19 protein-coding genes and 2 tRNA genes are annotated in these 20,914 nt (G+C 62.0%); 14 read left to right on the top strand and 7 right to left on the bottom strand.

The window, feature by feature from the left end:
* The first annotated feature begins 2 nt into the window (after positions 1 to 2).
* The 5 genes from cyoC to JX25_RS10640 are packed head-to-tail and all read left to right on the top strand — an operon-like array spanning position 3 to position 3,525.
* Entirely contained in the window at positions 3 to 620 is a 618-nt protein-coding gene (gene cyoC / locus JX25_RS10660) for a cytochrome o ubiquinol oxidase subunit III (RefSeq protein WP_128254959.1), read from the top strand.
* Positions 620 to 1,036, top strand: coding sequence for a cytochrome o ubiquinol oxidase subunit IV (cyoD, locus tag JX25_RS10655; protein ID WP_128254958.1), 417 nt, complete (start codon positions 620 to 622; stop codon positions 1,034 to 1,036). Before cyoC ends, cyoD begins: the two co-directional genes overlap by 1 nt.
* Positions 1,037 to 1,086: 50 nt before the next feature.
* Positions 1,087 to 1,761: an SURF1 family protein gene (locus JX25_RS10650; protein ID WP_128254957.1), complete on the top strand. Its 675-nt coding sequence runs from the start codon at positions 1,087 to 1,089 to the stop codon at positions 1,759 to 1,761.
* Positions 1,740 to 3,002, top strand: coding sequence for an ATP-binding protein (locus tag JX25_RS10645; RefSeq protein ID WP_128254956.1), 1,263 nt, complete (start codon positions 1,740 to 1,742; stop codon positions 3,000 to 3,002). Before JX25_RS10650 ends, JX25_RS10645 begins: the two co-directional genes overlap by 22 nt.
* Positions 2,995 to 3,525, top strand: coding sequence for a response regulator transcription factor (locus JX25_RS10640; protein WP_128254955.1), 531 nt, complete (start codon positions 2,995 to 2,997; stop codon positions 3,523 to 3,525). The genes JX25_RS10645 and JX25_RS10640 overlap by 8 nt, the downstream gene beginning before the upstream one ends.
* A 166-nt stretch (positions 3,526 to 3,691) precedes the next feature.
* Here the strand turns inward: JX25_RS10640 and JX25_RS10635 are convergent.
* Positions 3,692 to 3,767 (bottom strand) — tRNA-Lys (locus JX25_RS10635).
* Between the two features lie 98 nt (positions 3,768 to 3,865).
* Here JX25_RS10635 and dapF point away from each other — a divergent pair.
* Both dapF and mtaB read left to right on the top strand, forming a co-directional pair.
* On the top strand, positions 3,866 to 4,675 hold the full coding sequence (gene dapF, locus JX25_RS10630; RefSeq protein WP_241557908.1) for a diaminopimelate epimerase: 810 nt from the start codon (positions 3,866 to 3,868) through the stop codon (positions 4,673 to 4,675).
* The gene (gene mtaB / locus JX25_RS10625; RefSeq protein ID WP_128254953.1) at positions 4,672 to 5,925 is read left to right on the top strand and encodes a tRNA (N(6)-L-threonylcarbamoyladenosine(37)-C(2))-methylthiotransferase MtaB; all 1,254 of its coding nucleotides are present in this window, start codon (positions 4,672 to 4,674) and stop codon (positions 5,923 to 5,925) included. Before dapF ends, mtaB begins: the two co-directional genes overlap by 4 nt.
* Before the next feature lie 3 nt (positions 5,926 to 5,928).
* Here mtaB and JX25_RS10620 read toward each other — a convergent pair whose 3' ends face one another.
* On the bottom strand, positions 5,929 to 6,942 hold the full coding sequence (locus tag JX25_RS10620) for a LacI family DNA-binding transcriptional regulator (RefSeq protein ID WP_128254952.1): 1,014 nt from the start codon (positions 6,940 to 6,942) through the stop codon (positions 5,929 to 5,931).
* A gap of 101 nt (positions 6,943 to 7,043) precedes the next feature.
* Between JX25_RS10620 and JX25_RS10615 the strand changes: the two genes are divergently transcribed.
* Positions 7,044 to 7,120 (top strand) — tRNA-Arg (locus tag JX25_RS10615).
* Between the two features lie 172 nt (positions 7,121 to 7,292).
* On the opposite strand, the gene JX25_RS10610 is transcribed toward JX25_RS10615, so the two are convergent.
* Positions 7,293 to 9,155, bottom strand: a complete 1,863-nt coding sequence (locus JX25_RS10610) for a TniQ family protein (protein ID WP_128254951.1) — start codon at positions 9,153 to 9,155, stop codon at positions 7,293 to 7,295.
* Between the two features lie 480 nt (positions 9,156 to 9,635).
* Between JX25_RS10610 and JX25_RS10605 the strand changes: the two genes are divergently transcribed.
* Entirely contained in the window at positions 9,636 to 10,850 is a 1,215-nt protein-coding gene (locus JX25_RS10605; RefSeq protein WP_128254950.1) for an IS256 family transposase, read from the top strand.
* 439 nt (positions 10,851 to 11,289) lie between these two features.
* Here JX25_RS10605 and istB read toward each other — a convergent pair whose 3' ends face one another.
* Positions 11,290 to 12,018, bottom strand: coding sequence for an IS21-like element helper ATPase IstB (istB, locus tag JX25_RS10600; RefSeq protein WP_128253886.1), 729 nt, complete (start codon positions 12,016 to 12,018; stop codon positions 11,290 to 11,292).
* Positions 11,951 to 13,516 carry an IS21 family transposase gene (gene istA, locus JX25_RS10595; RefSeq protein ID WP_128253885.1) on the bottom strand — a complete coding sequence of 522 codons (1,566 nt, stop codon included), beginning with the start codon at positions 13,514 to 13,516 and terminating at the stop codon, positions 11,951 to 11,953. The genes istB and istA overlap by 68 nt, the downstream gene beginning before the upstream one ends.
* A gap of 63 nt (positions 13,517 to 13,579) precedes the next feature.
* Here istA and JX25_RS10590 point away from each other — a divergent pair, with 63 nt between their 5' ends.
* Both JX25_RS10590 and JX25_RS10585 read left to right on the top strand, forming a co-directional pair.
* Positions 13,580 to 14,356, top strand: coding sequence for a hypothetical protein (locus JX25_RS10590; protein WP_128254949.1), 777 nt, complete (start codon positions 13,580 to 13,582; stop codon positions 14,354 to 14,356).
* Positions 14,353 to 15,345: an AAA family ATPase gene (locus JX25_RS10585; protein WP_206611548.1), complete on the top strand. Its 993-nt coding sequence runs from the start codon at positions 14,353 to 14,355 to the stop codon at positions 15,343 to 15,345. Before JX25_RS10590 ends, JX25_RS10585 begins: the two co-directional genes overlap by 4 nt.
* A gap of 540 nt (positions 15,346 to 15,885) precedes the next feature.
* On the opposite strand, the gene JX25_RS10580 is transcribed toward JX25_RS10585, so the two are convergent.
* Positions 15,886 to 16,017, bottom strand: a complete 132-nt coding sequence (locus JX25_RS10580; RefSeq protein ID WP_241557907.1) for a restriction endonuclease — start codon at positions 16,015 to 16,017, stop codon at positions 15,886 to 15,888.
* A gap of 297 nt (positions 16,018 to 16,314) precedes the next feature.
* On the opposite strand from JX25_RS10580, the gene JX25_RS10575 reads away from it, so the two are divergent.
* Both JX25_RS10575 and JX25_RS10570 read left to right on the top strand, forming a co-directional pair.
* A complete protein-coding gene (locus JX25_RS10575; RefSeq protein ID WP_128254947.1) occupies positions 16,315 to 17,388 on the top strand; it encodes a helix-turn-helix transcriptional regulator in 1,074 nt (357 codons plus the stop codon).
* A 240-nt stretch (positions 17,389 to 17,628) separates the two neighbouring features.
* Positions 17,629 to 18,144 (top strand): putative pterin-binding protein, encoded by a 516-nt coding sequence (locus JX25_RS10570; protein ID WP_128254946.1) that lies wholly within the window; start codon positions 17,629 to 17,631, stop codon positions 18,142 to 18,144.
* Positions 18,145 to 18,298: 154 nt separating this feature from the next.
* Here JX25_RS10570 and JX25_RS10565 read toward each other — a convergent pair whose 3' ends face one another.
* A complete protein-coding gene (locus tag JX25_RS10565; RefSeq protein ID WP_241557906.1) occupies positions 18,299 to 19,138 on the bottom strand; it encodes a serine hydrolase domain-containing protein in 840 nt (279 codons plus the stop codon).
* A 506-nt stretch (positions 19,139 to 19,644) separates the two neighbouring features.
* On the opposite strand from JX25_RS10565, the gene JX25_RS10560 reads away from it, so the two are divergent.
* A complete protein-coding gene (locus JX25_RS10560; protein WP_128254264.1) occupies positions 19,645 to 20,859 on the top strand; it encodes an IS256 family transposase in 1,215 nt (404 codons plus the stop codon).
* The last annotated feature ends 55 nt before the right edge of the window (positions 20,860 to 20,914 follow it).

The following is a 20,914-nucleotide window of genomic DNA, read 5'->3' as shown; positions in this document are numbered from 1 at the left end:
ACATGAGCCATGTAACCTTGCCGAAAGACGGCGCGTTCCACCTGCCGGAAGAGCCGCATCACCCCGAGGGCGCCAGCACCATGCTGGGGTTCTACATCTACCTGATGAGCGACTGCCTCATCTTTGCGGTCCTTTTTGCGACCTATGCGGTTCTCGGCGGCTCCTATGCCGCCGGGCCCGGCCCGAAAGAGCTGTTCGAGCTTGACCTGATCGCGGTGAACACGGCCATGCTGCTGTTCTCCTCCATCACCTATGGTTTTGCGATGCTGGCGATGCAGCGTCACAACAGCAAACAGGTGATTGGCTGGCTGCTGGTGACGGCGGTGTTCGGTGCAGCCTTCCTTTGCATCGAGCTTTACGAATTCCACCACCTGATCCACATCGGCGCAGGTCCGCAGCGTTCGGCCTTCCTTTCGGCCTTCTTCCTGCTGGTCGGCACGCACGGTCTGCACGTGACCTTCGGGATGATCTGGCTGTTCACGCTGGTGTTCCAGGTCCGCAAGTTCGGCCTGACATCGGCGATGCAGCGCCGTCTGGGCTGCCTGAGCCTGTTCTGGCACTTCCTTGACGTCATCTGGATCGGCGTCTTCACCTTCGTCTATCTCGTGAGGATGGTCTGATGGCTCATCACGCACATAACGACGCACACCACGGCGACGACCATTCGCACGGCTCGTTCAAATCCTACATGACCGGCTTCATCCTGTCGGTCATCCTGACGGTGATCCCGTTCTGGCTGGTGATGGAAGAGGTGCTGGAAAACCCGACGGCGACGATCCTAATCGTGACGGGCTTTGCCGTCGCGCAGATCATCGTTCACGTGATCTACTTCCTGCACGTCACGCCCTCGGCCGAGGAAGGCTGGACGCTGACCTCTACCGTGTTCACGCTGGTGGTGGTGTTTATCATGGTGGCAGGGTCCGTCTGGGTCATGTTCAACATGAACGCCAACATGATGCCCGCGCATGACATGACTGTCACCGGCGCCGAAGCGCCGGAAGGCATGGGCAGCGGCGATCCGGAATCGCCGCAGTGACAGGGTCGGGGACGGAACGCCGGCCCCGGTCTGCCCTGACGCTTACCGTCATGGCCATACTGGCAGCAGCAGGGATCGCCCTGCTGCTGTCTTTGGCTATTTGGCAGGTGCAACGGCTGGCCTGGAAGACGGATCTGATCGAACGGGTCGAGTCCCGGGTGACGGCCGAGGCCGTGCCCGCGCCGCAACCCGCCCAATGGGCCAAGGTGACGCGGCAGAATGACGAATATCGCCGCGTGACCGTGACCGGGCGCTTCCTGAACGACCACACGGTTCTGACACAGGCCGTCAGCGACCTTGGCGGCGGGTTCTGGGTGATGACGCCGCTGGAAACCGCGAACGGCACCTACCTGATCAATCGGGGTTTCGTGCTGCCTGAAGAACGTGACAGCTATTCCCGCCCCGAGGGGGAGCAGACGGTTACGGGCCTTTTGCGCATCACCGAACCGGGTGGCGGCTTCCTGCGCAGCAACGATCCCGCCGAAGGGCGCTGGTATTCACGGGACGTTGCAGCCATCGCCGCCCAGCAGGGGCTGGAGAATGTCGCGCCCTTCTTCATCGATACCGAACGCAGCGATGGGGGTGCGCCTGTCGGCGGGCTGACCGTGATCAGCTTCAACAACAATCACCTCAGCTATGCGCTGACGTGGCTTGCACTGGCGCTCGGTCTTGCCGCAGCGGCAGCCTATGTGGGGTGGCATGAATGGCGTCTCCGTCGGGGCTGATGGATCGGGCGACAGACGGCCGCAACCTCAGCCTGCTGGTGCAGTTGCGCTGGCTGGCGGTGGGCGGGCAGATTGCCACCATCAGCTTCGTCCATCTTGTGATGGGAATCGATCTGCCGCTGGTGCCGATGTATGCGGTACTGGCGGTTCTGATTACGATGAACCTGCTCAGCCGGACGCGCTTTCGTAACTGGCGATGGGCGACGGCATCGGAAATGGTTGTCGATGTGCTGGCGCTGACGACGCAGCTTGCGTTGTCCGGCGGGGCCAGCAATCCCTTCACCATCCTTTACCTGCTGCAGATCACGCTTTCGGCCGTTCTGCTGCCCCAGTCGGTGACATGGGGGCTGGTGGGCTTGGTCGTGGTGATGTTCAGCCTTCTTATCCCCTTCCACTATACCCTGACGCTGCCCGAAGGGGTGGAACATTTCCCGCTTTATATCCTTGGCATGTTCTTCGGGCTGGTGGTCGACGGCGTGCTGATTGCCGCCTTCATGACGCGGATGATGGTCAACCTGCGCGACCGGACGGAACGGCTGGCCAAGCTGCACCAGCGCGCGCTGGAGGAAGACCAGATCGTGCGGATGGGGCTTTTCGCTTCGGGCGCGGCACATGAACTTGGCACCCCGCTCGCCTCCATATCGGTCATCCTGGGCGACTGGCGCCATTCCGTCACCGATCCCGAACAGCGCGAGGAGATTGCGGCGATGCAGAAGGCGATCGACCGTTGCAAGGCGATCGTGACCGGCATCCTGATGACCTCGGGCGAGGCTCGGGGCGAAGCGCCCCATCCGACGACCGTGCACCGCTTCGTCCGCGAACTGGCCGAGGATTGGAGCGATCTGCGTGACTTCACCGGCCTGCAGGTCCGCAACGAGTTCGGCGACGACATGCAGATCGTGCTGGACGAAACGCTGACCCAGATGCTGATGAATGTTCTGGACAACGCACATGAGGTTTCCCCCGACTGGGTCGGGCTGACGGTGCGGCGGGACGGGGATGACCTGATCCTGATCGTGGACGATCGCGGTCCCGGTTTCGCGCCGGAAATGCTGGCCGATGTGGGGCGGCCCTATCGGTCCACCAAGGGACGACCCGGCCGGGGGCTTGGTCTTTTCCTGACGGTCAGCGCCGTCAGGAAACTTGGGGGCGATGTAGCGGTTGCCAATGGGGCGCGGGGCGCGGAAGTGACATTACGCCTGCCGCTGGAATCCCTTGCCTTAAGGAGGAACGATGTCTGAAGGTCTGATCCTGCTGGTGGAAGATGACGCCGATTTCGCCGCCACGCTGAAACGCTCGTTGGAAAAAAGGGGGTATCAGGTCATCACCGCCTCGGGGCCGGAGGCGCTGCCGGACGTGCTGGCCCAGCATCGCCCGACCCATGCGGTGGTGGATCTGAAGCTGGCGGGCGGCTCCGGCCTCGTGTGCGTGGATCAGCTGCACCGGCACGATCCGGAGATGCTGATCGTCGTGCTGACTGGGTTTGCAAGCATCGCCACGGCAGTGGAGGCGATCAAGCTGGGCGCCTGCCATTACCTGACCAAGCCGTCCAATACCGACGACATCCTTGATGCTTTCCAGCGCGGGGCCGGGGATACGGGCGTTGCCGCCTCAACCCAGCCCACAACCATCAAGACGTTGGAGTGGGAGCGCATCCACGAAACGCTGGTGGCCACGGATTTCAACATCTCGGAAACGGCGCGGCGGCTGGGAATGCATCGCCGCACGCTGGCCCGGAAACTGGAGAAGTGGCAGGTCCGCTGAGGGCAAGGCTTTTTCGGCAGGTTTTTCAGATTTGCGAAGCTTCATGTCGGCAGGGTGCTGAACGTCCTGCGCAACTGCCGTCTGCAGGGGCGGCGATTTAGCAGCAGCCTTCCGACCTTGAAGGCAATTTTTCGGCAGCGAATCAGTGTCAAGAAGGAGGAGTGTGTGGTGAGCCCAGCAGGATTCGAACCTGCGACCCACTGATTAAAAGTCAGTTGCTCTACCAACTGAGCTATAGGCCCACATCACAGGAGCGGTGTTTAGAGATACCTGCAGATACCGTCAAGGACAAAAAACACCACCTCTGGCAAAAACTTTGCCAAAGGCGTATATGCTGCCCATGCACCCAATCACTTTCATCAAGATGCACGGCCTTGGCAACGATTTTGTCGTGATCGACTCGCGTGGGCGTTCGCCTGTGACGACACCGGCCATCGCGCGGGCACTTGGCGACCGCAATCGCGGCGTCGGTTTCGATCAGCTGGCTGAAATCCGCGATTCCGAGAGTGCCGACTATGGGTTGGAATTCTGGAACACCGATGGCAGCCGCGCCGGTGCCTGCGGCAATGCCAGCCGCTGCGTCGCCTCGCTGATGCTGGAGGGGCGTGAGAAGGTCACCTTCACCACCGAACGCGGCGTGCTTCATGCCGAACGGGCGGGTGATCTGATTCGCGTCAACATGGGTCATCCGCAGCTGGATTGGGACCAGGTGCCACTGGCGCAGCCTGCCGACACAGCACATCTGCCGATCGAAGGCGATCCGGCAGCCGTGGGCATGGGCAATCCGCATTGCATCTTCTTCGTGCCGGATGCCGAGGCGGTGGATCTGACGGGGCTTGGCCCGCAGATCGAACACCACCCGATGTTTCCGCAGCGTACGAATGTGGAATTCGCCAGCCTTGTTGCCCCGGACCATCTGCGGATGCGCGTGTGGGAACGCGGGGCAGGGGTAACGCTTGCCTGCGGATCGGGCACCTGCGCCACGGCGGTGGCTGCCCATCTGCGCGGCCTGACAGGCCGCAGCGTCATGGTGGACGTGGATGGCGGGCGGCTGCAGATCGATTGGCTGGACGATGGCGTCTGGATGACCGGCCCCGTGGCACGTGTTTTCGATGGCACCCTTTCCCCTGAATGGCTGGAGGCGGTATGAGCGCGCCCGTATTCTCGACCCTCGGCTGCCGTTTGAACGCGTATGAAACGGAAGCGATGAAGGAACTGGCCGCAGGGGCCGGCCTGTCCAATGCGGTCGTGGTCAACACCTGCGCCGTGACGGCCGAGGCGGTGCGAAAAGCCAAGCAGGAAATCCGCCGGCTGTCGCGGGAAAATCCCGGCGCGCCCATCCTCGTGACCGGCTGCGCCGCGCAGACCGAACCCGAAACCTTCGCCGCCATGGCCGAGGTGACGCGCGTCATCGGCAACCACGAAAAGATGCAGGCCGAAACCTGGCAGTCCCTGCGCGCCCTCGACCTGATCGGAGAGACCGAGAAGGTCATGGTCGACGATATTATGTCGGTGAAGGAAACGGCGGGCCATCTGATCGACGGGTTCGGCCGCCACCGTGCCTATGTTCAGGTGCAGAACGGCTGCGATCATCGCTGCACCTTCTGCATCATCCCGTTCGGCCGCGGTAACTCCCGCTCCGTTCCTGCCGGGGTGGTGGTGGAGCAGATCAAGCGCCTTGTCGGCAAGGGCTTCAACGAGGTGGTGCTGACGGGTGTCGATCTGACCTCGTGGGGGGCGGATCTGCCCGCAACGCCGCGTCTTGGCGATCTGGTCATGCGCATCCTGAAGCTGGTGCCCGATCTTCAGCGCCTTCGCATCTCCTCGATCGATTCGATCGAGGCGGACGAGAACCTGATGCAGGCCATCGCGACCGAACCGCGCCTGATGCCGCACCTGCACCTGAGCCTTCAGGCAGGCGATGACATGATCCTGAAGCGCATGAAGCGCCGCCACCTGCGCGACGACGCCATCCGTTTCTGCGAGGATGCGCGCAAGCTGCGCCCCGACATGATCTTCGGCGCCGACATCATCGCGGGCTTCCCGACCGAGACGGAGGCGATGTTCGAGAACTCGCTGAAGCTGGTGGAGGATTGCGGCCTGACCTTCCTGCACGTCTTTCCCTTCAGCCCCCGCAAGGGCACCCCTGCCGCACGGATGCCGCAGGTGAAAGGCCCGGCCATCCGTGACCGCGCCGCGCGTCTGCGCAGCGCCGGTGCCGCGCAGGTGGCCGCACATCTGGAGGCGCAGCAGGGCCGGACGCACCGCATCCTGATGGAAGGCGCGCGCCTTGGCCGGACCGAGCAGTTCACGGAAGTGGAATTTTCCGCCGATCAGCCCGAAGGCCAGATAGTGACTGCCCGGATTACCGGGCGGACGGATCAGAAGCTGGTGGCCTGAGGCTCAGCGGATCGTGTCGCCGCGCGCCAGTTTTGGCGTGAGGGCGATGATCTCTCCGCCGATGATGCCGTCGCGGTGCTTGCCTGCCACGATCTCGGCCGCCTGCTGGCCGATTTCGGACCGGCAGGCATCCATCGTGGCAAGGCGCATGGGCAACCCGTCCAGCAGGTCGACATTGTTGAAGCCGGCAAGGCCGATCCGCCCAGGAATGTCGATCCCCTGTTCCATGCACCATAGCAGGCCGCCGGCCCCGATCAGGTCGTTGGAGTAGTACAGGAAATCTAGATCGGGGACGCGTGCAAGGATCGCCGCGGTCATCTCGCGCCCCTTTGCAAGCGCTGACCCGCCCTCGTAATATTCGCGGGCGGCAAGTTTGACGCCTGCTTCCGCCAGCGCCGCCTCGAACCCCTCCAGCCGCTTGCGCGCGCGATGATCCCCTTCCATCCGAGTGCCCAGAAAACCGATACGGCGGTAGCCTGCGGCAAGAATCGCTTCGGCCATCATGCGACCCGCCCGCGCGTGGGAGATGCCAACGGCGGTATCGATCACCGGCCCGTCCACATCCATGATCTCCACCACCGGAACGCCCGCATTTTCCAGCATCACGCGCGAGGTTGCCGAATGCTCCAGCCCCGCCACGATCAGGCCGGACGGGCGCCAGGACAGCATTTCATAGATGACGGTTTCTTCCTTCTCGGGGCGATAGCCGGTCGCGCCGAAGACGGGCTGCAGCCCCGTATCCTCCAGCACCTTCGAAATCGAGCTCAGAACCTCGGGGAAGACCATGTTCGACAAAGAGGGGATGATCACGCCCACAAGGTTCACCCGCTGGCTGGCAAGCGCCCCCGCGATCTTGTTGGGGACATAGCCAAGGGCTTTTGCAGCCTCCAGCACCTTTTCCCGCGTTGCCGGGGAAACATCGCCGCGGTTGCGCAGCACGCGGCTTACCGTCATCTCGCTGACGCCCGAAGCTTCGGACACGTCGCGCAAGGTCAACGGTCTGCGGATGTCTGCCATTTCTTTTCTCCCCGGACTTTTCATCTTGTTACAGGCAAGCAGCAAGCTTGTCCAAGCAGGGGTTGCGGCGCAGGCGTTTTCGTCACAAAAGGATGAGTGCTGGCCCCGTGGCTCAACTGGATAGAGCAGCCCCCTCCTAAGGGGCAGGTTACAGGTTCAAGTCCTGTCGGGGTCACCAATGAAATCAGGGGGATGCTGATAAGGCATAAGTGCGCGCAAAACACCCATAAGCTTGCGCACCCTCGTCAAGTGAAATTATCCGAGCGACTGCCAAGAGTAGCTTATGAAATTGATAAGAATAACTATTCAAATGGCTGCAACGAGCGCGACCTGTCAGGATCTTGGCTTTCCTACTCCGGGCGCCGCACGGCACCATGCTTGCGCAGGATGTCCTCGATCTGCGCCCGCGGGTAGATGCCCGCGAAGACCTGCCCGCCGACGGTGATCGGCGCGGCACCGCCCGCCGTCAGCCACGCGCGGGACGTGTTGCTGTCCACACCGAACTCCGCAAGGATCATGCCGAGCGTCAGGTAACGCTGCCGGAACCCAGCCATGGCCTCCCTTGAAAGCCGCCATTGGGTGCGACGGGTGCGCGGGTTGAGCATGATGCGCGCCGGCATGACCTTCGCCTCGACCAGACCGACGAGCCGGGGCATGTCTCGGATGCCGATCTCGCGACCGAACTCTGCGAGGGAGTTCCCGGCCAGAAGGGTGGCCCCCTCTCCAGCCTCTTCGTCCATCACGTCGAGAAGCGATCGAACCTCGGCCAGTGCGACGCAGAAGCTTCCATATCCGCTCTCCCCGGCGGCCTGACGGACTGCGATCTCACCCACGCACACGGCGGATACGATCCTGCCGACTGGCGTTCCCGTGCGCGTATGAGCACGATGGATCGGCAGCCAGATGTCGTCGGCCCGGGCCGCGGACGACGTCACCTTGCCCTGGATCGCACCAAGGAGATCCACGGCGTCCGACAGGTGCCACCTTAGCCGCGCATTCGGAAGGGCGGTCCGGGGGCGGAGGATGCCGTCCTTCTCCAGAGCGCCCAGTTCCGCCGGCGAGGCACCGAGCGCCCGTCGCATGGCCGCCTGATCCACCCTCCGCGTGATGTCGTCCAGCAGTGGCGCGAAACGTCGGGCGTCGAAGGTCGCCCGCGCGTCCGGTCTCGGATCGTCTGCTTCCAACGCCCCGGCTTCTACGAGGAGCGGGCGGAGACGGACGCCATCTACCCCGATCCCGGCGGCCGCCGAGGCCACCGAATGCAGTCGACGCTCGGTGACGGGCACCCCGAACACCAGTTCTCCCGCCTCGACGGGCCAGACGTCCAGCACCGCCTCCCGCAGGATGTCGCGAAAGATGTCCATCTCCGGATCGGCACGCATATGGGTGTCGAGGGCGAACAGAAATCGTCCGAATCTCTTCTTGATCGTGTCCCCCCACCCATCTCCATCGAAGGGGAGGGTCTTGAGCCGATCCGCGATCATCTCCGGACCGTGGCGAACGATCTCGAAGCCGGCGGCGCACGCTTGATGTCGCCGCCGGATCGCATCGCTCGGAGAGGGTTCGGTCCGGGTCAGCCCCTCGCCATAGGCGCTGCAAAACCGCGCGACGGCCGAGGTGCCGATCGGCGCCAGCCAGCTCGGATCCGGATGTCCATCGAGGCGAGCGTCCAGCCATAGGTCGAAGTCCGAGACGTCGACCATCGGACCGTCCAACGTCCCGTCCAGAATACGCTCGAGGAGACGGCCGAGATGGCGCTGGATGTCGAAGCGTTCCAGAGGCTTGCCCTCGTCCCAGAGCGGCACCAGGCTTTTGCGATGACGCAAGCAGACCGTCACCTCTCGCAGCTGCCATTGCCCACGCAATGCCATTGCCGCAAGGGGGGCAGACGGGTTGGCGAGGCCATCCTCGCGAAGGCATACCGGGCAACCCTCGACGACCGGATTGCGAAGTGCGCGGGAGATAACGAGTTCGCCACGGAACCTGGTGCGGACCCCGCGCTCGGCCACGCCGGTCCAGGACAGCAGGTCGTCGAGAGCTTCATCGGACAGCTTCGTCCAAGCGGTGAGCGCCGCGACCGCCTCGGGATCGCATTGGACGAGCCTCTTGAAGGAGCCTGCCAGATCCTGTGCGAACTCCGGTGTCGCGACCCCTTTCGACGCTGCCAGGCGGGAGAGGAAGGACGGCAGGGTTTCTCGGTGGACGGGCAGCATGAGCGGGAAGTCTCCTTGTTCTCCCAGCTTTATGCGACATCAAGGTCCCGGATGACATGCCCGGCACAAGCGACCTCTGAGCTTCGAAGCCATAACGGTCGTGCTGTAGATTGTGGGATAAACCTGCCGTTCTGAATGGGCACGGGCCTGCAACCGGCGCGGGGTCTGCTATGGCGCGGTGACAGGAACCGGCCCGCACATCGGTGCCCCGACGGTTTCATACTGGCATACAAAGCCAGCTACAGTAGCTTTGAATTCCCTTGTGCCGAGGAGATAGGCGCCTTCCAGAAGGGTCAGAAATCCAAGCGTCCATATGAACCCTGATCGATATGTCGGCAGTCTCCGGAGTGCTGTTAGCGTTGGAACAACGATCCCAAATATGGCTATCCAGAAAATTAGAGTGAAAGGGATCGACGCGAGAGTGTCCGAGCTTCTGTATATTCGTGATGTGGTCCAGGCTTCCTGAGAGGAGCAAGGCTGATGACGATTTCGAACGAATGGCTGGACGAGCTGCTGACGGGCTGCAAGCGGCCTGACGGTCTGCTTGGCGAGGCCGGGCTGAGGAAGGAGCTGAAGATCCGTCTGATGGAACGGATACTCGGGGCCGAACTGACCGCGCATCTGGGCTATGAGGCCGGTGCCGAGGCCCCGCCGGAACAATCCAACCGCCGCAACGGGATTTCAACCAAGCGGGTCAAGGGTTCGGATGGCGAGGTGCCGCTGTCGGTTCCGCGCGACCGGGACGGCAGCTTTGAGCCTGAGCTGGTGAAGAAGGGTCAGACCCGGATCGACGGGGCGGATGACAAGATCATCGGGCTCTATGCCGCCGGTTTGTCGGTGCGCGACATCCAGTCCCATCTTGAGGATCTGTATGGCCTGCGGGTCTCGCCCGACCTGATCAGCCGCGTGACCGATGCAGTTCTGGACGAGGTGCGCGAGTGGCAGCACCGGGCGCTGGACCGGATGTATCCGATCGTCATATTCGACGCGCTCAGGGTCAAGATCCGCGATGCCGTCAGTCGGATGGTCAAGAACGAGGCGGTCTACATCGCCCTGGGTGTCACCAGGGATGGGGAGCGCGAGGACCTCGGACTCTGGATCGCCGACAACGAGGGCGCCAAGTTCTGGCTGCCGGTGATGAACGAACTGCGCAACCGGGGGGTTCAGGACATCCTGATCGCGGTCGTGGAGGGCCTGAAGGGCTTCCCGCAAGCCATCACAGCGGCCTTCCCGGATACCACAGTTCAGACCTGCATCGTTCACCTGATCCGGCATTCGATGAACTTCTGCAGCTGGAAGGCCCGCAGGGCCGTGGCCGCCGATCTGCGCCCGATCTACCAGGCCCCGGCGGCGGAGGAGGCCGCCCGACAGTTGGACGGGTTCGAGGAGAAATGGGCCGGGAAATCCCCCTCCATTGCCCCGGCCTGGCGCCGGGCCTGGGCCGAGGTGATCCCGTTCTTTGCCTTCAGCGCAGCGATCCGGAAGATCATCTACACCACCAACGCCGTGGAGTCGCTGAACCGGGTGCTGCGGAAGACGCGAAAGACCAAGGGCTCATTCCCCACCGAGGAGGCCGCGACCAAGCGGATCTACCTGGCCATCCGCAACTTCGAGAAGGGCGGGCGTGCGGTTCGTGAATGGGTGGCGGCCCGCAATCAGCTAGCCATAATGTTCGCCGGACGCTTCGACGCCTGACTGGATCTGAAAACCGTATGGGCCCCGTCAGATACACAGAGTTTCAGACACTCCCATCGACGCCACGGCGATGAGGGCAAAGAAGTAGGGCTCCACGAATGCGCTGATGGCGCGGACCCAAAACGCGGTGTTCTGCCCGAACCCCTTGTGCGTGCCCCATTCGCTTTTCAGGATACTGAATGCCCAAGCAGGCCCGATTGCGCTTCCAATTATCAGCGCGTTGACGATCTCCGGGGGGAGGTCCGGCAACCCAAAAAGAGGGCCTACGAATGCCCCCACATGGCCCATCAGCGCATTCCACGCTACGATGTGTCAATCGGCCTCCAAAAGGAACCCCCTATCGGCGTGCAAAAGGGACCCCATTGGGGTGTGGTAGCTGGCCCGATGCGGCGTAGCTTCCATATCGCGCAGCCGTGTCGGGCCAGCGGGTCACCGGGTGTCACGCACGGGTCTTGAAGCGCCAGCTTTCGTTGCCGGTCTCGACGATGTCGCAATGGTGGGTGATACGATCGAGCAGTGCGGTTGTCATCTTTGCGTCGCCGAAGACGGCGGGCCATTCCCCGAAGGCGAGATTGGTGGTCACGATGATCGAGGTTCGCTCGTAGAGGCGACTGACGAGGTGGAACAGGAGCTGGCCGCCGGTCTGGGCAAAAGGAAGGTAGCCGAGTTCATCGAGGACGAGGAAGTCGAGCCGACCGAGGATGTCGGCGGTGTGGCCTTGTCGATCATCGCGGGCCTCGGCATCGAGCTTGTTGACGAGGTCGACGACATTGAAGAAGCGGCCACGGGCGCCGTTGCGGATACAGGCGCGGACGATGCTGACGGCGAGATGGGTCTTGCCGGTTCCGGTGCCGCCGATCAGCACCACGTTGCGCTGCTGCTCGAGGAAGTCGCCTGAGGTGAGGTCCCGGACCAAGGTCTCGTTGACCGGCGTGCCCTCGAACTGGAACTCGTCAATCTCCTTGGCCAGCGGCAGCTTCGCCACCGTCATCTGATACCTGATTGAGCGGGCCCGCTTCTCGCTGATCTCGGCCTGGAGCAGGTCACCGATCACCCGTTGGGGTTCGTGCTGGCGCTTCACCGCAGTGGTGAGGATCTCGTCATAGGCAGCCTTCATGCCGTAGAGCTTGAGTTGGCCCATCGTGTCGAGGATCTGCGATCTTTGCATGGTCGGTGCTCCTGAGGGTATCGTATCGGGCGCAGTCGGCGACGGGTTCGTGGGCCAGCTTCAGCGCTTCCGGGGTGGCGATCGGTGCGGGCGGCTTGGGTTCGCGGCGGCGGGCGAGGATGTTGAGAATGACATCGGCGGAATGGACACCTTCGCCGAGCGCTTCGGTGCAGGCAGCTTCGACGGCGTCCGTACCGTCGCTCAGCAAGGCGGCGAGAATCTCGACCATCTGGCGATCCCCGCCCGGGATCCGTTCCAGTTTCCGCCGGACACGGCGCATGGCGGGCGGCAAATCCCAGTCCTTGAACGGTGCCCCGTTCCGTAGTGCGCCGGGCTTGCGCGCAAGCACAGGGAGGTAGTGCAGCGGGTCGTAGACGGCATGATCCCGTCCGAAGGCGCGGGCATGTCTGCCGACCACCTGACCATCCTGCCAGAACTCGACCCGATCAGCGTAGGCGCGGATCTCGACCGGGCGCCCGACGGCGCGGGCGTCCACCGAGTAGCGGTTACGGTCGAACCGCACGAGGCAGGTCTTGGAGACCGAGGCGGGCACGGCATGGAAGCCGTCGAAAGGGCCGACATAGGGCACCAGGCGCGGACGCTCGGCCTCGAAGACCTCCCAGGTAGTCTTGTCCCGGATCTCGGTATGGGGATTGGCCTTTGCCCAGGCGATGCAGCGGTCCTGAAGCCAGGCGTTGAGTTCGGCATAGCTCCTGAACTTCGGCCTGGGCACGAAGAACCGCCGCCGGATCACCCCGACCTGGTTCTCGACCTGGCCCTTCTCCCAGCCGGAGGCCGGGGTGCAGGCGACTGGTTCGAAGAGGTAGTGCCCGCTCATCTGCTGGAACCGGCGGTTGTAGGCCCGGTTCTTACCGACGAAGATCGTGTCCACCGCGGTCTTCATGTTGTCGTAGATGCCCCGTGTGCAGGTGCCGCCGAAGAAGGCGAACGCCTTGTCGTGGGCGTCGAACACCATCTCCCGGGTCTCGCGGGGATAGGCTCGGACGAAGACCATCCTGCTGTGGCACAGCCGGACGTGGGCCACCTTGATCGTGGTGGTCACCCCGTCGATGATCGCGACCTCGTGGCTCCAGTCGAACTGGAAGGCTTCCCCGGGATCGAAGCTGAGCGGCACGTAGGCTGCGGCGGAGGCCTCGGCCTCCGATTGCGACCAGCTCGCGGCGTAGCGCCGGACAGCATCATAGCCGCCTTCGTAGCCCAGGGCCCGGAGCTCCTCGAAGATCCGGATGCGGGTCAGACGCTCACGCTTCGGACGACGGGCATTCTCGACGAGCAGGCGGTCAAGTTCATCGCGCCACGGCCCGATCTTCGGCTGGGGCTGCACGGTGCGCTCGTAGCTGAACTCGGTGGCCCCGGAGCGGATTACCTTCCGGACCGTCTTCCGCGACACGCCCAACTCGCGGCAGATCTCCTTGATTGGCTTGCCATCCTGAAAATGCCAACGCCGGATCTTCGCGATCGTCTCCACAACCAACATCCCAAAAGCCGCTCCCGATTTGCCTCGGAAGCACGATGGACCACCGCATCAGGGGGGTCCCTTTTGGAAGCCGATCACCCCAATACGGGGTCCTTTTTGCATGCCGGTTCACAAGTGAAGGCGACTCCAACCGACGAGGGCGTGAAGGTGTTCTCGGGACTCTGGTTCAACTCCGATGAACTGCAGGCATGTCGCGAGGGCCATCAGGGAAAGGTGTCGGTCTTCATCGATCCCGACGACGTCACTCTCGCCACAGTCCTCATGCTTGGGGTCCAGAAACCGATTACCGTAACCCTTCAGATTACGGCCTTCGCGGACTTGACCCTTCCGGAGGTGCTCGAGATCGTGCAGATCGGGCGAAGCGAAGATCCCCGTCTGATCGACGTATATGAGGATCGTCTGGCCCGGATCCGCCGTGAACGCTACGATAGCCTTCGTGCCATTGGCGTCGAGAAGAACCTCAAGCGAAGCTACAGCACCCTCGACGAGTGCACCAAGAAGGCCAGGGTGCTGTTCGCCGGCACCCGTATTCTTCGTGCCAGCGCCATCGAAGGCACAGTTGCTGCGGGTCAGATCACCGACATGTCGTCCGACGTGAACGTTTTCCGCTTCGGGGACGACATGGTGATCGAAGGCGAATGCGAATCGGCTGTAGCGATCGATCCCTGGGGCGCGGACGACACGGACGATGATGCCGTCCCGACCACCGATTCCAACGCTGCCGAAGATGACGCAGTGATCGCGCCGCAGCCCAAGCGTCGGTCTCCCCGGAAGCCCAAAACCGCTCAACAGAAACCGATCGCCCTCGGTCGGCCCACAAAGCTCAAGGATTTCGAATGAATGACATGATCGACATGGTCGACATGGCCGCCGTGCGCGTTGCGGCCCCGCTGAAGGCCGTCTACTACCCCTTCGGCCGGGCAGAGACCCTGAGGGCCGCGGTAAAGGCTTGCTTGACCGATTATTACGCCAAGGCGAGCGTAGGCACCAAATTTGAAGCCCGCGGTGTTCTCGTCACTGGCAAATCGCGCGCCGGCAAGACTAGGGAACTGATGCACCTGATCCAGAAGATCAATGATGCGCAGATCATGATGCCGTCCGGCTTGCCCGCGCGGATCGTGAATTGCTCACTTCCGGCCCGCTTGAACTGGAAGGAGCTGGGCCTGAAAACCCTCATGGCGCTCGGATATCCGGGGGAGGGCCGTCGGACCACGAATGCAATCTGGCAGATGGTTCGTGATCAGGCAAAGCGGCAGGGGGTCATCGGCATCCACTATGACGAAGCCCAGCACATGTTCTCGGACACCGGGAACGCGGCCAACAGGGTGGTGCTCGACTCCTTCAAGGCAGTGATGAAGGAAGCGGACTGGCCCCTGATCCTCATCCTCTCCGGCGTGCCGTCCCTGAAGACCCACATCGAGACGGATCATGCTTCCGAAGAACGCAAGCAGCTGAGGTTCCTCCTGACGCCGGTGCACTTCGAGTTGATCCGGCCGAAGGTCCAGGAGGACATCGAAGAGTTGAACACGCTCGCATACACATACGCGGACAAGGCGGGCATCGACTTCGACCCGCTGTCGAACGTCGACTTCTTCGAGCGGCTCAGCCATGCTGGCGCTTACCGATGGGGGCTGGTGATCGAGATGATGATCGAAGCGTTCACCATCTGCCGGGCGGCTGGCGAGACCAAGATCTCGGTTGACCATTTCTCGGAAGCCTTTTCCAGAATCCATGGTATCCCGTCCGGATATTCGCCCTTCACCGTTGACGATTATCTGGAGAGCTTCGACCCCGAGAACTTGCTGAGTCTGCTCGATCACGCCGACTGACCGCTGTCCCCGGATCTTCGTCGAACGCCCGCCTCGTGCGGGCTTTTTGCGTTTCTGGCGGCGGGCAACGGAAGTTTAAGCGCGCATGTTTATGCCGTGACTGCGCAAGCTTACGGCTTCGCGTCTATCCGTCATGTTGATAAGTGGCCGTAATCAAATGAGGAAATATGACGTCGAATCGCTTTCGATTTGAAAGGTGCGCGCTCATATGCCTTTTCAGCAGGGGACTGGCCGGTGGGACGGAATGACGTCAGGGTTGTCACGAAACCTGTAACGAAATCCTTCGCCATCGGAGTCGTACACCACACGGCATGCAGCGCGCCTCTTTTGGTTGCTTCTCTACACAGGAAGCCGCGCCAAAACAGTGACGAACACAACTCGGGTCACCCGTAACGATGGGCCGTGGGTGGATATGAATCCCAAACTATGGATGAGAAAAGGCGCAGTTGAAGTTCGGACCAGCAAGCGGCGCGAGGCTCACCGTATTCCAGCGAAAATCCTGTCGGCTCTCAAGCGATGGGAACGTACGTGATTTACCGCTTAGCGCGAGAAGTCCGATGTCGTGACGAAGACCCCTTTGCTTGCGCCTTCACCTGTCAACGATCCGGCGAAACGCTGCAGATCTGGCCTGCCAACGTTGTAGATCGCGTCGTATCGTTTCGCCTGGGCCATGCTGGTTGGTATTCGGCCGACGTCTCGGGTTGGCAGCATCACTGCTGCCAGAAACCGGTTGAAATACCAGGAATGTAATCAAACATGCTGCACCACCTCTATCCTCGGCCTGTCTGATCGAAAATCAGCGGGCACCGCGGGGGCGCGGGCTGTTTGTGCCGCCTAAATGGCGGTCTACAATTGCTTTCGATATACACAAAGTAGGTTCGTACCAACGAAGCCGCCCATTCGTCTGCGACGCACACGCTTCGCATCCCGCTTGTGATTGCGTATGATGCCGCCTCTCGGGTGGGAAACATGTTCAAGAACGAGATCGACCATCTTTATGCAGCCCTGCTGGGTGAACGGCCTTGGACGGAGTTTCTGCAACGGCTCGTGCGGGATGTTCCGGGGGGCAAGGCAACGCTGCAGATGTACGATTGCCAGCACCCGGAACACAGCTTTGTTGCGTCACAGACCGGCTTCGAAAGCGCTGCGCTGGCCGCTTACAGCGCCCACTATGCCGGACTGAACCTGCTTCAGCAGTCCCTTGCCACCAAGCCAGCGGGGCGGGCGTTTGCCGACGATGCCCTGGTTGCCGAAGACAGGCGCACAAAGGACAGCTTCTTCAATGAATGGCTCATGCCCAATGAGGTGAAGGCGTCCGCGGGGCTGAAGATCCAGGCATCGGGAAGTCGTGCCGTGTCTCTGGTGCTGCTCAGTGGTCAGGCGGATGCCGCCTGCCGCAGTGAGATGACCCGCGCGCTGAACAGCCTGGCGCCGCACCTGCAACGCGCCAGCGACTTCTACAAACGCCGTGCGCAGGCCGCTCAGCTGGGCGTTGTGGATCGCAATCTGCTGGATCAGTTTGGCACCGGCATGCTGCTGCTCAAAAGCGATGGCCATGTCGGGTTCATCAATGATGCTGCGCGCGACCTGCTCGAAGGCCAGTCTACGGTGCTGGGCTTCAACAACAGCCGGTTGCACGTCCGGGACAAGGACCTGAAGGATCTGGTGTCCCGGATGATGAAAGTGAACGAGGCCGGAGCGAAGGCAGTCGACTACTACGCGCCTGGACTGAAACTCTCCTTGCTGCGACCCGAACAGGACAGCGTGGAGGCGCTGTTCAACGGCGCTTCGCTCATCATCCTGATCACAGGGATCACCTGCAGGCCGCCGCGTTATGATCGCAGACTGATCGCCCAGACCTATGGACTGAGCGCCGCCGAAATGCGCGCGGTTGATGGTCTGATGGCCGGCAAGTCGCCAGCGGACATCGCCATGGAGGCGGGGTTGTCCCGAGAAACCATCCGGGTGCAGATCCGCAGCCTTTACGCCAAAACCGGAGCCCACAGCCAAGCGGACCTCATCCGCCTTGTTCGCCCGCGGTAGATCGCCGTTCCGTCGGTCTGACGGCTACCCATCTTTTCTAACCCTCATGGGGTATGCCCCGTTCGAAAAAGCGCTCTAAACGCTGCCGATCTCCTCCGGCTACATCTCATTTGTGTCGGTGCGAGTTTGTTCCCCTGTGCCCGAATGTGAGTGATTGTCTTTCTTAACGAGTGTTAGCGTAAAGAGAGGGGCCCCGCACCCGCAGCGGGGCCCTAATCTCCAAGAGGTGAGTGCGTCCAGATGCCGATCCTTCAATGGTTGCCCCTGATTGCGGCCCCGCTCTTGCTTGCCAGTGCCTGCACCGTCGCCGGTGCCGGCGACCTTTCTGTCCCGACGGGCGACGTGATCCTGACCGTCTCGGGACGCATCGAGAACACGAATGTGGGCGACACGGTCCAGTTTGACCGGGAGATGCTTGAAGCTCTTGGTTTTGTCGACGTGACCACCACTACGCCGTGGCATGCCGGAAAGATGACCTTCTCGGGCGTTCCAATGGAAGCTTTGCTCCGCGAGGTGGGAGCGGAGGGAGAGACGATCACGGCCGTCACCTTGAACAATTATCAGGCCGACATTCCTCTCTCCGACGCTTGGGAGGCAGGTGTCATTCTGGCGATGAAGCTGAACGGTCAGGACATGGCCGTGCGGTACAAGGGCCCGATCTTCGTCGTCTATCCCTATGACAGCTGGCACGGATACCAGACGCAGACCTATTATTCGCGCTCCGCGTGGCACGTAACACAACTCATCATCCGGTAGGGACATCCTGAAGTGGGTTCTTGATGCCCTTATCGCCGTGTTCATCGTCACGCGGCAACGGCCTCCGAATTAAGCCGCAGCAGTGACGCCGATATCTACATTTTATTAGGGGGTGTCTATGAAGGGTGTTGGTCCGCTATGCGGGACAAAGCCGTCACTGGGCGGCACTGCCCTTGGCCGCCGCAAATTCCGCCAGCCCCTCATCGCGGCCATGGGTGAAGCTCGCCACAGTGAGGGGCGTCGACCGGTCCGGAAAGTGATACACTGCGTTTACGCTGAACGGTCCTCCTCCCGAATGCCCGATCGCTCTTCCAGCGACTCCCATCCTGCCGATCATGAGGCCAAGGCCATAGCCGCATTCAGTCCACGGGCGTCCGTCAATCGCGCCACCAACTGGAACGGAGGTCAGCATCTGTTGGAGCGACGTCGTTTTCATCAGCTGCCCTGCAAGCAACGCATGCAGCAGCCGCGCGGCATCACTGGGGGTCCCGATCAGGCACCCGTGGTAAACCCACCCCGGATGATACCGCTTTGCGGCCCCCCAATACACGCGTGAGAACTGCTCTCGGTCAACCGCAAGCTCCACACTTTCAAGTCCAAGCGGGACGCCGATCATGTCCCTGACCAGCTCGTCAAAAGATTGGCCTGCGGCTTCTTCCACCAGCTCGCGCGCCAGCATGTAGCCTACATTCGAGTAGGACCAGCCGCAGCCCGGCGCAAAGCGCATTCCCTGAGCCATGGCTGCCTGCAAAAGATCGTCGCGTGACCAAGGCTCCTCATCGTTTTGAACAGCCTTATGATAGGCGCGAAGCGTGCCATAGTCCGGTAGACCAGCCGTGTGGTTAAGGAGCTGGCGCAGGGTGAAGGGCTTTTCCCTTTGGGGCTCATCCAGACTTATCTTGCCGTTCTCTGCCAGTTTCAGGGCGCTGATCGCGATGACCGTTTTGGTGAAGCTCCAGTAGGGCAAGAGCAGGGCAGTATCATAGTCTGCCACCTCGGCGCTGAGAGGAGGAAGAATGCAGGAAAAGATGCGTCTGCCTAGCGTCATCGTTTCAGCATAGTGCCGTTCCGACCGTCTGCAATGGGCTCTGCACGTCGAGGATGGGACGAAGCTGTCATTGCGTTAGAGGCCGTGACAGAGGATGTTCAACAAAAGAGATATACCAGTTCGCACTCGAAGGGTTGTTTATGGTCAAGTTGTTCTTGGGGGGGGTGTGGAATAGCGTGCGCTCTCGTGCTGTCCCTACAGCTTTATCTAAGTGCTGCATTGGACGGGGAGGGCGTGGAACCTACTGCTCTTTCCGATCTAAACCTCAGTCTTTACATCGCGACATATCGGCCGTTTCAGGTTTGCGTGACGCTCAGCGCGGTTTCGCTCGTCACTTTCACGGTGTTGGCAGTGACTTCCCGAGGACAAATTAGCCGAGGTTTGAGTTGGAGAGTGTCCGAGCTTCTGTGTATTCGTGATGTGGTCCATGCTTCCTGAGAGGAGCAAGGCTGATGACGATTTCGAACGAATTGCTGGACGAGCTGCTGAAGGGCTGCAAGCGGCCTGACGATCTGCTTGGCGAGGCCGGGCTGATGAAGGAGCTGAAGATCCGTCTGATGGAACGGATGCTCGGGGCCGAACTGACCGCGCATCTGGGCTATGAGGCCGGTGCCGAGGCCCCGCCGGAACAATCCAACCGCCGCAACGGGATTTCAACCAAGCGGGTCAAGGGTTCGGATGGCGAGGTGCCGCTGTCGGTTCCGCGCGACCGGGATGGCAGCTTTGAGCCTGAGCTGGTGAAGAAGGGTCAGACCCGGATCGACGGGGTGGATGACAAGATCATCGGGCTCTATGCCGCCGGTTTGTCGGTGCGCGACATCCAGTCCCATCTTGAGGATCTGTATGGCCTGCGGGTCTCGCCCGACCTGATCAGCCGCGTGACCGATGCAGTTCTGGACGAGGTGCGCGAGTGGCAGCACCGGGCGCTGGACCGGATGTATCCGATCGTCATTTTCGACGCGCTCAGGGTCAAGATCCGCGATGCCGACAGTCGGATGGTCAAGAACAAGGCGGTCTACATCGCCCTGGGTGTCACCAGGGATGGGGAGCGCGAGGTCCTCGGACTCTGGATCGCCGACAACGAGGGCGCCAAGTTCTGGCTGTCGGTGATGAACGAACTGCGCAACCGGGGGGTTCAGGACATCCTGATCGCGGTCGTGGACGGCCTGAAGGGCTTCCCGCAAGCCATCACAGCGGCCTTCCCGGATACCACAGTTCAGACCTGCATCGTTCACCTGATCCGGCATTCGATGAACTTCTGCAGCTGGAAGGACCGCAAGGCCGTGGCCGCCGATCTGCGCCCGATCTACCAGGCCCCGACGGCGGAGGAGGCCGCCCGACAGTTGGACGGGTTCGAGGAGAAATGGGCCGGGAAATACCCCTCCATTGCCCCGGCCTGGCGCCGGGCCTGGGCCGAGGTGATCCCGTTCTTTGCCTTCAGCGCAGCGATCCGGAAGATCATCTACACCACCAACGCCGTGGAGTCGCTGAACCGGGTGCTGCGGAAGACGCTGAAGACCAAGGGCTCATTCCCCACCGAGGAGGCCGCGACCAAGCTGATCTACCTGGCCATCCGCAACTTCGAGAAGGGCGGTCGTGCGGTTCGTGAATGGGTTGCGGCCCGCAATCAGCTGGCCATAATGTTCGCCGGGCGCTTCGACGCCTGACTGTATCTGAAAACCGTATGGGCCCCGTCAGATACACAGAGTTTCAGACACTCCC

This window comes from Falsirhodobacter deserti, from assembly GCF_004015795.1.
GTDB classification, from domain to species: domain Bacteria; phylum Pseudomonadota; class Alphaproteobacteria; order Rhodobacterales; family Rhodobacteraceae; genus Falsirhodobacter; species Falsirhodobacter deserti.
Note: the sequence above shows the minus strand (reverse complement) of the source record. Positions and strands in the feature narration are given on the sequence as shown.

Bases quoted from the DNA above. Each gene is read 5' to 3' on its own strand.
- JX25_RS10610 (WP_128254951.1), bottom strand. From the start codon at position 9,155: ATGCTGCCCGTCCACCGAGAAACCCTGCCGTCCTTCCTCTCCCGCCTG.
- JX25_RS10575 (WP_128254947.1), top strand. From the start codon at position 16,315: ATGTTCAAGAACGAGATCGACCATCTTTATGCAGCCCTGCTGGGTGAA.
- JX25_RS10650 (WP_128254957.1), top strand. From the start codon at position 1,087: ATGGCCATACTGGCAGCAGCAGGGATCGCCCTGCTGCTGTCTTTGGCT.
- JX25_RS10580 (WP_241557907.1), bottom strand. From the start codon at position 16,017: ATGGCCCAGGCGAAACGATACGACGCGATCTACAACGTTGGCAGGCCA.
- JX25_RS10640 (WP_128254955.1), top strand. From the start codon at position 2,995: ATGTCTGAAGGTCTGATCCTGCTGGTGGAAGATGACGCCGATTTCGCC.
- JX25_RS10645 (WP_128254956.1), top strand. From the start codon at position 1,740: ATGGCGTCTCCGTCGGGGCTGATGGATCGGGCGACAGACGGCCGCAAC.
- JX25_RS10570 (WP_128254946.1), top strand. From the start codon at position 17,629: ATGCCGATCCTTCAATGGTTGCCCCTGATTGCGGCCCCGCTCTTGCTT.
- mtaB (WP_128254953.1), top strand. From the start codon at position 4,672: ATGAGCGCGCCCGTATTCTCGACCCTCGGCTGCCGTTTGAACGCGTAT.
- istA (WP_128253885.1), bottom strand. From the start codon at position 13,516: ATGTTGGTTGTGGAGACGATCGCGAAGATCCGGCGTTGGCATTTTCAG.
- JX25_RS10585 (WP_206611548.1), top strand. From the start codon at position 14,353: ATGAATGACATGATCGACATGGTCGACATGGCCGCCGTGCGCGTTGCG.
- JX25_RS10605 (WP_128254950.1), top strand. From the start codon at position 9,636: ATGACGATTTCGAACGAATGGCTGGACGAGCTGCTGACGGGCTGCAAG.
- cyoC (WP_128254959.1), top strand. From the start codon at position 3: ATGAGCCATGTAACCTTGCCGAAAGACGGCGCGTTCCACCTGCCGGAA.
- JX25_RS10620 (WP_128254952.1), bottom strand. From the start codon at position 6,942: ATGGCAGACATCCGCAGACCGTTGACCTTGCGCGACGTGTCCGAAGCT.
- JX25_RS10560 (WP_128254264.1), top strand. From the start codon at position 19,645: ATGACGATTTCGAACGAATTGCTGGACGAGCTGCTGAAGGGCTGCAAG.
- cyoD (WP_128254958.1), top strand. From the start codon at position 620: ATGGCTCATCACGCACATAACGACGCACACCACGGCGACGACCATTCG.
- istB (WP_128253886.1), bottom strand. From the start codon at position 12,018: ATGCAAAGATCGCAGATCCTCGACACGATGGGCCAACTCAAGCTCTAC.
- dapF (WP_241557908.1), top strand. From the start codon at position 3,866: ATGCACCCAATCACTTTCATCAAGATGCACGGCCTTGGCAACGATTTT.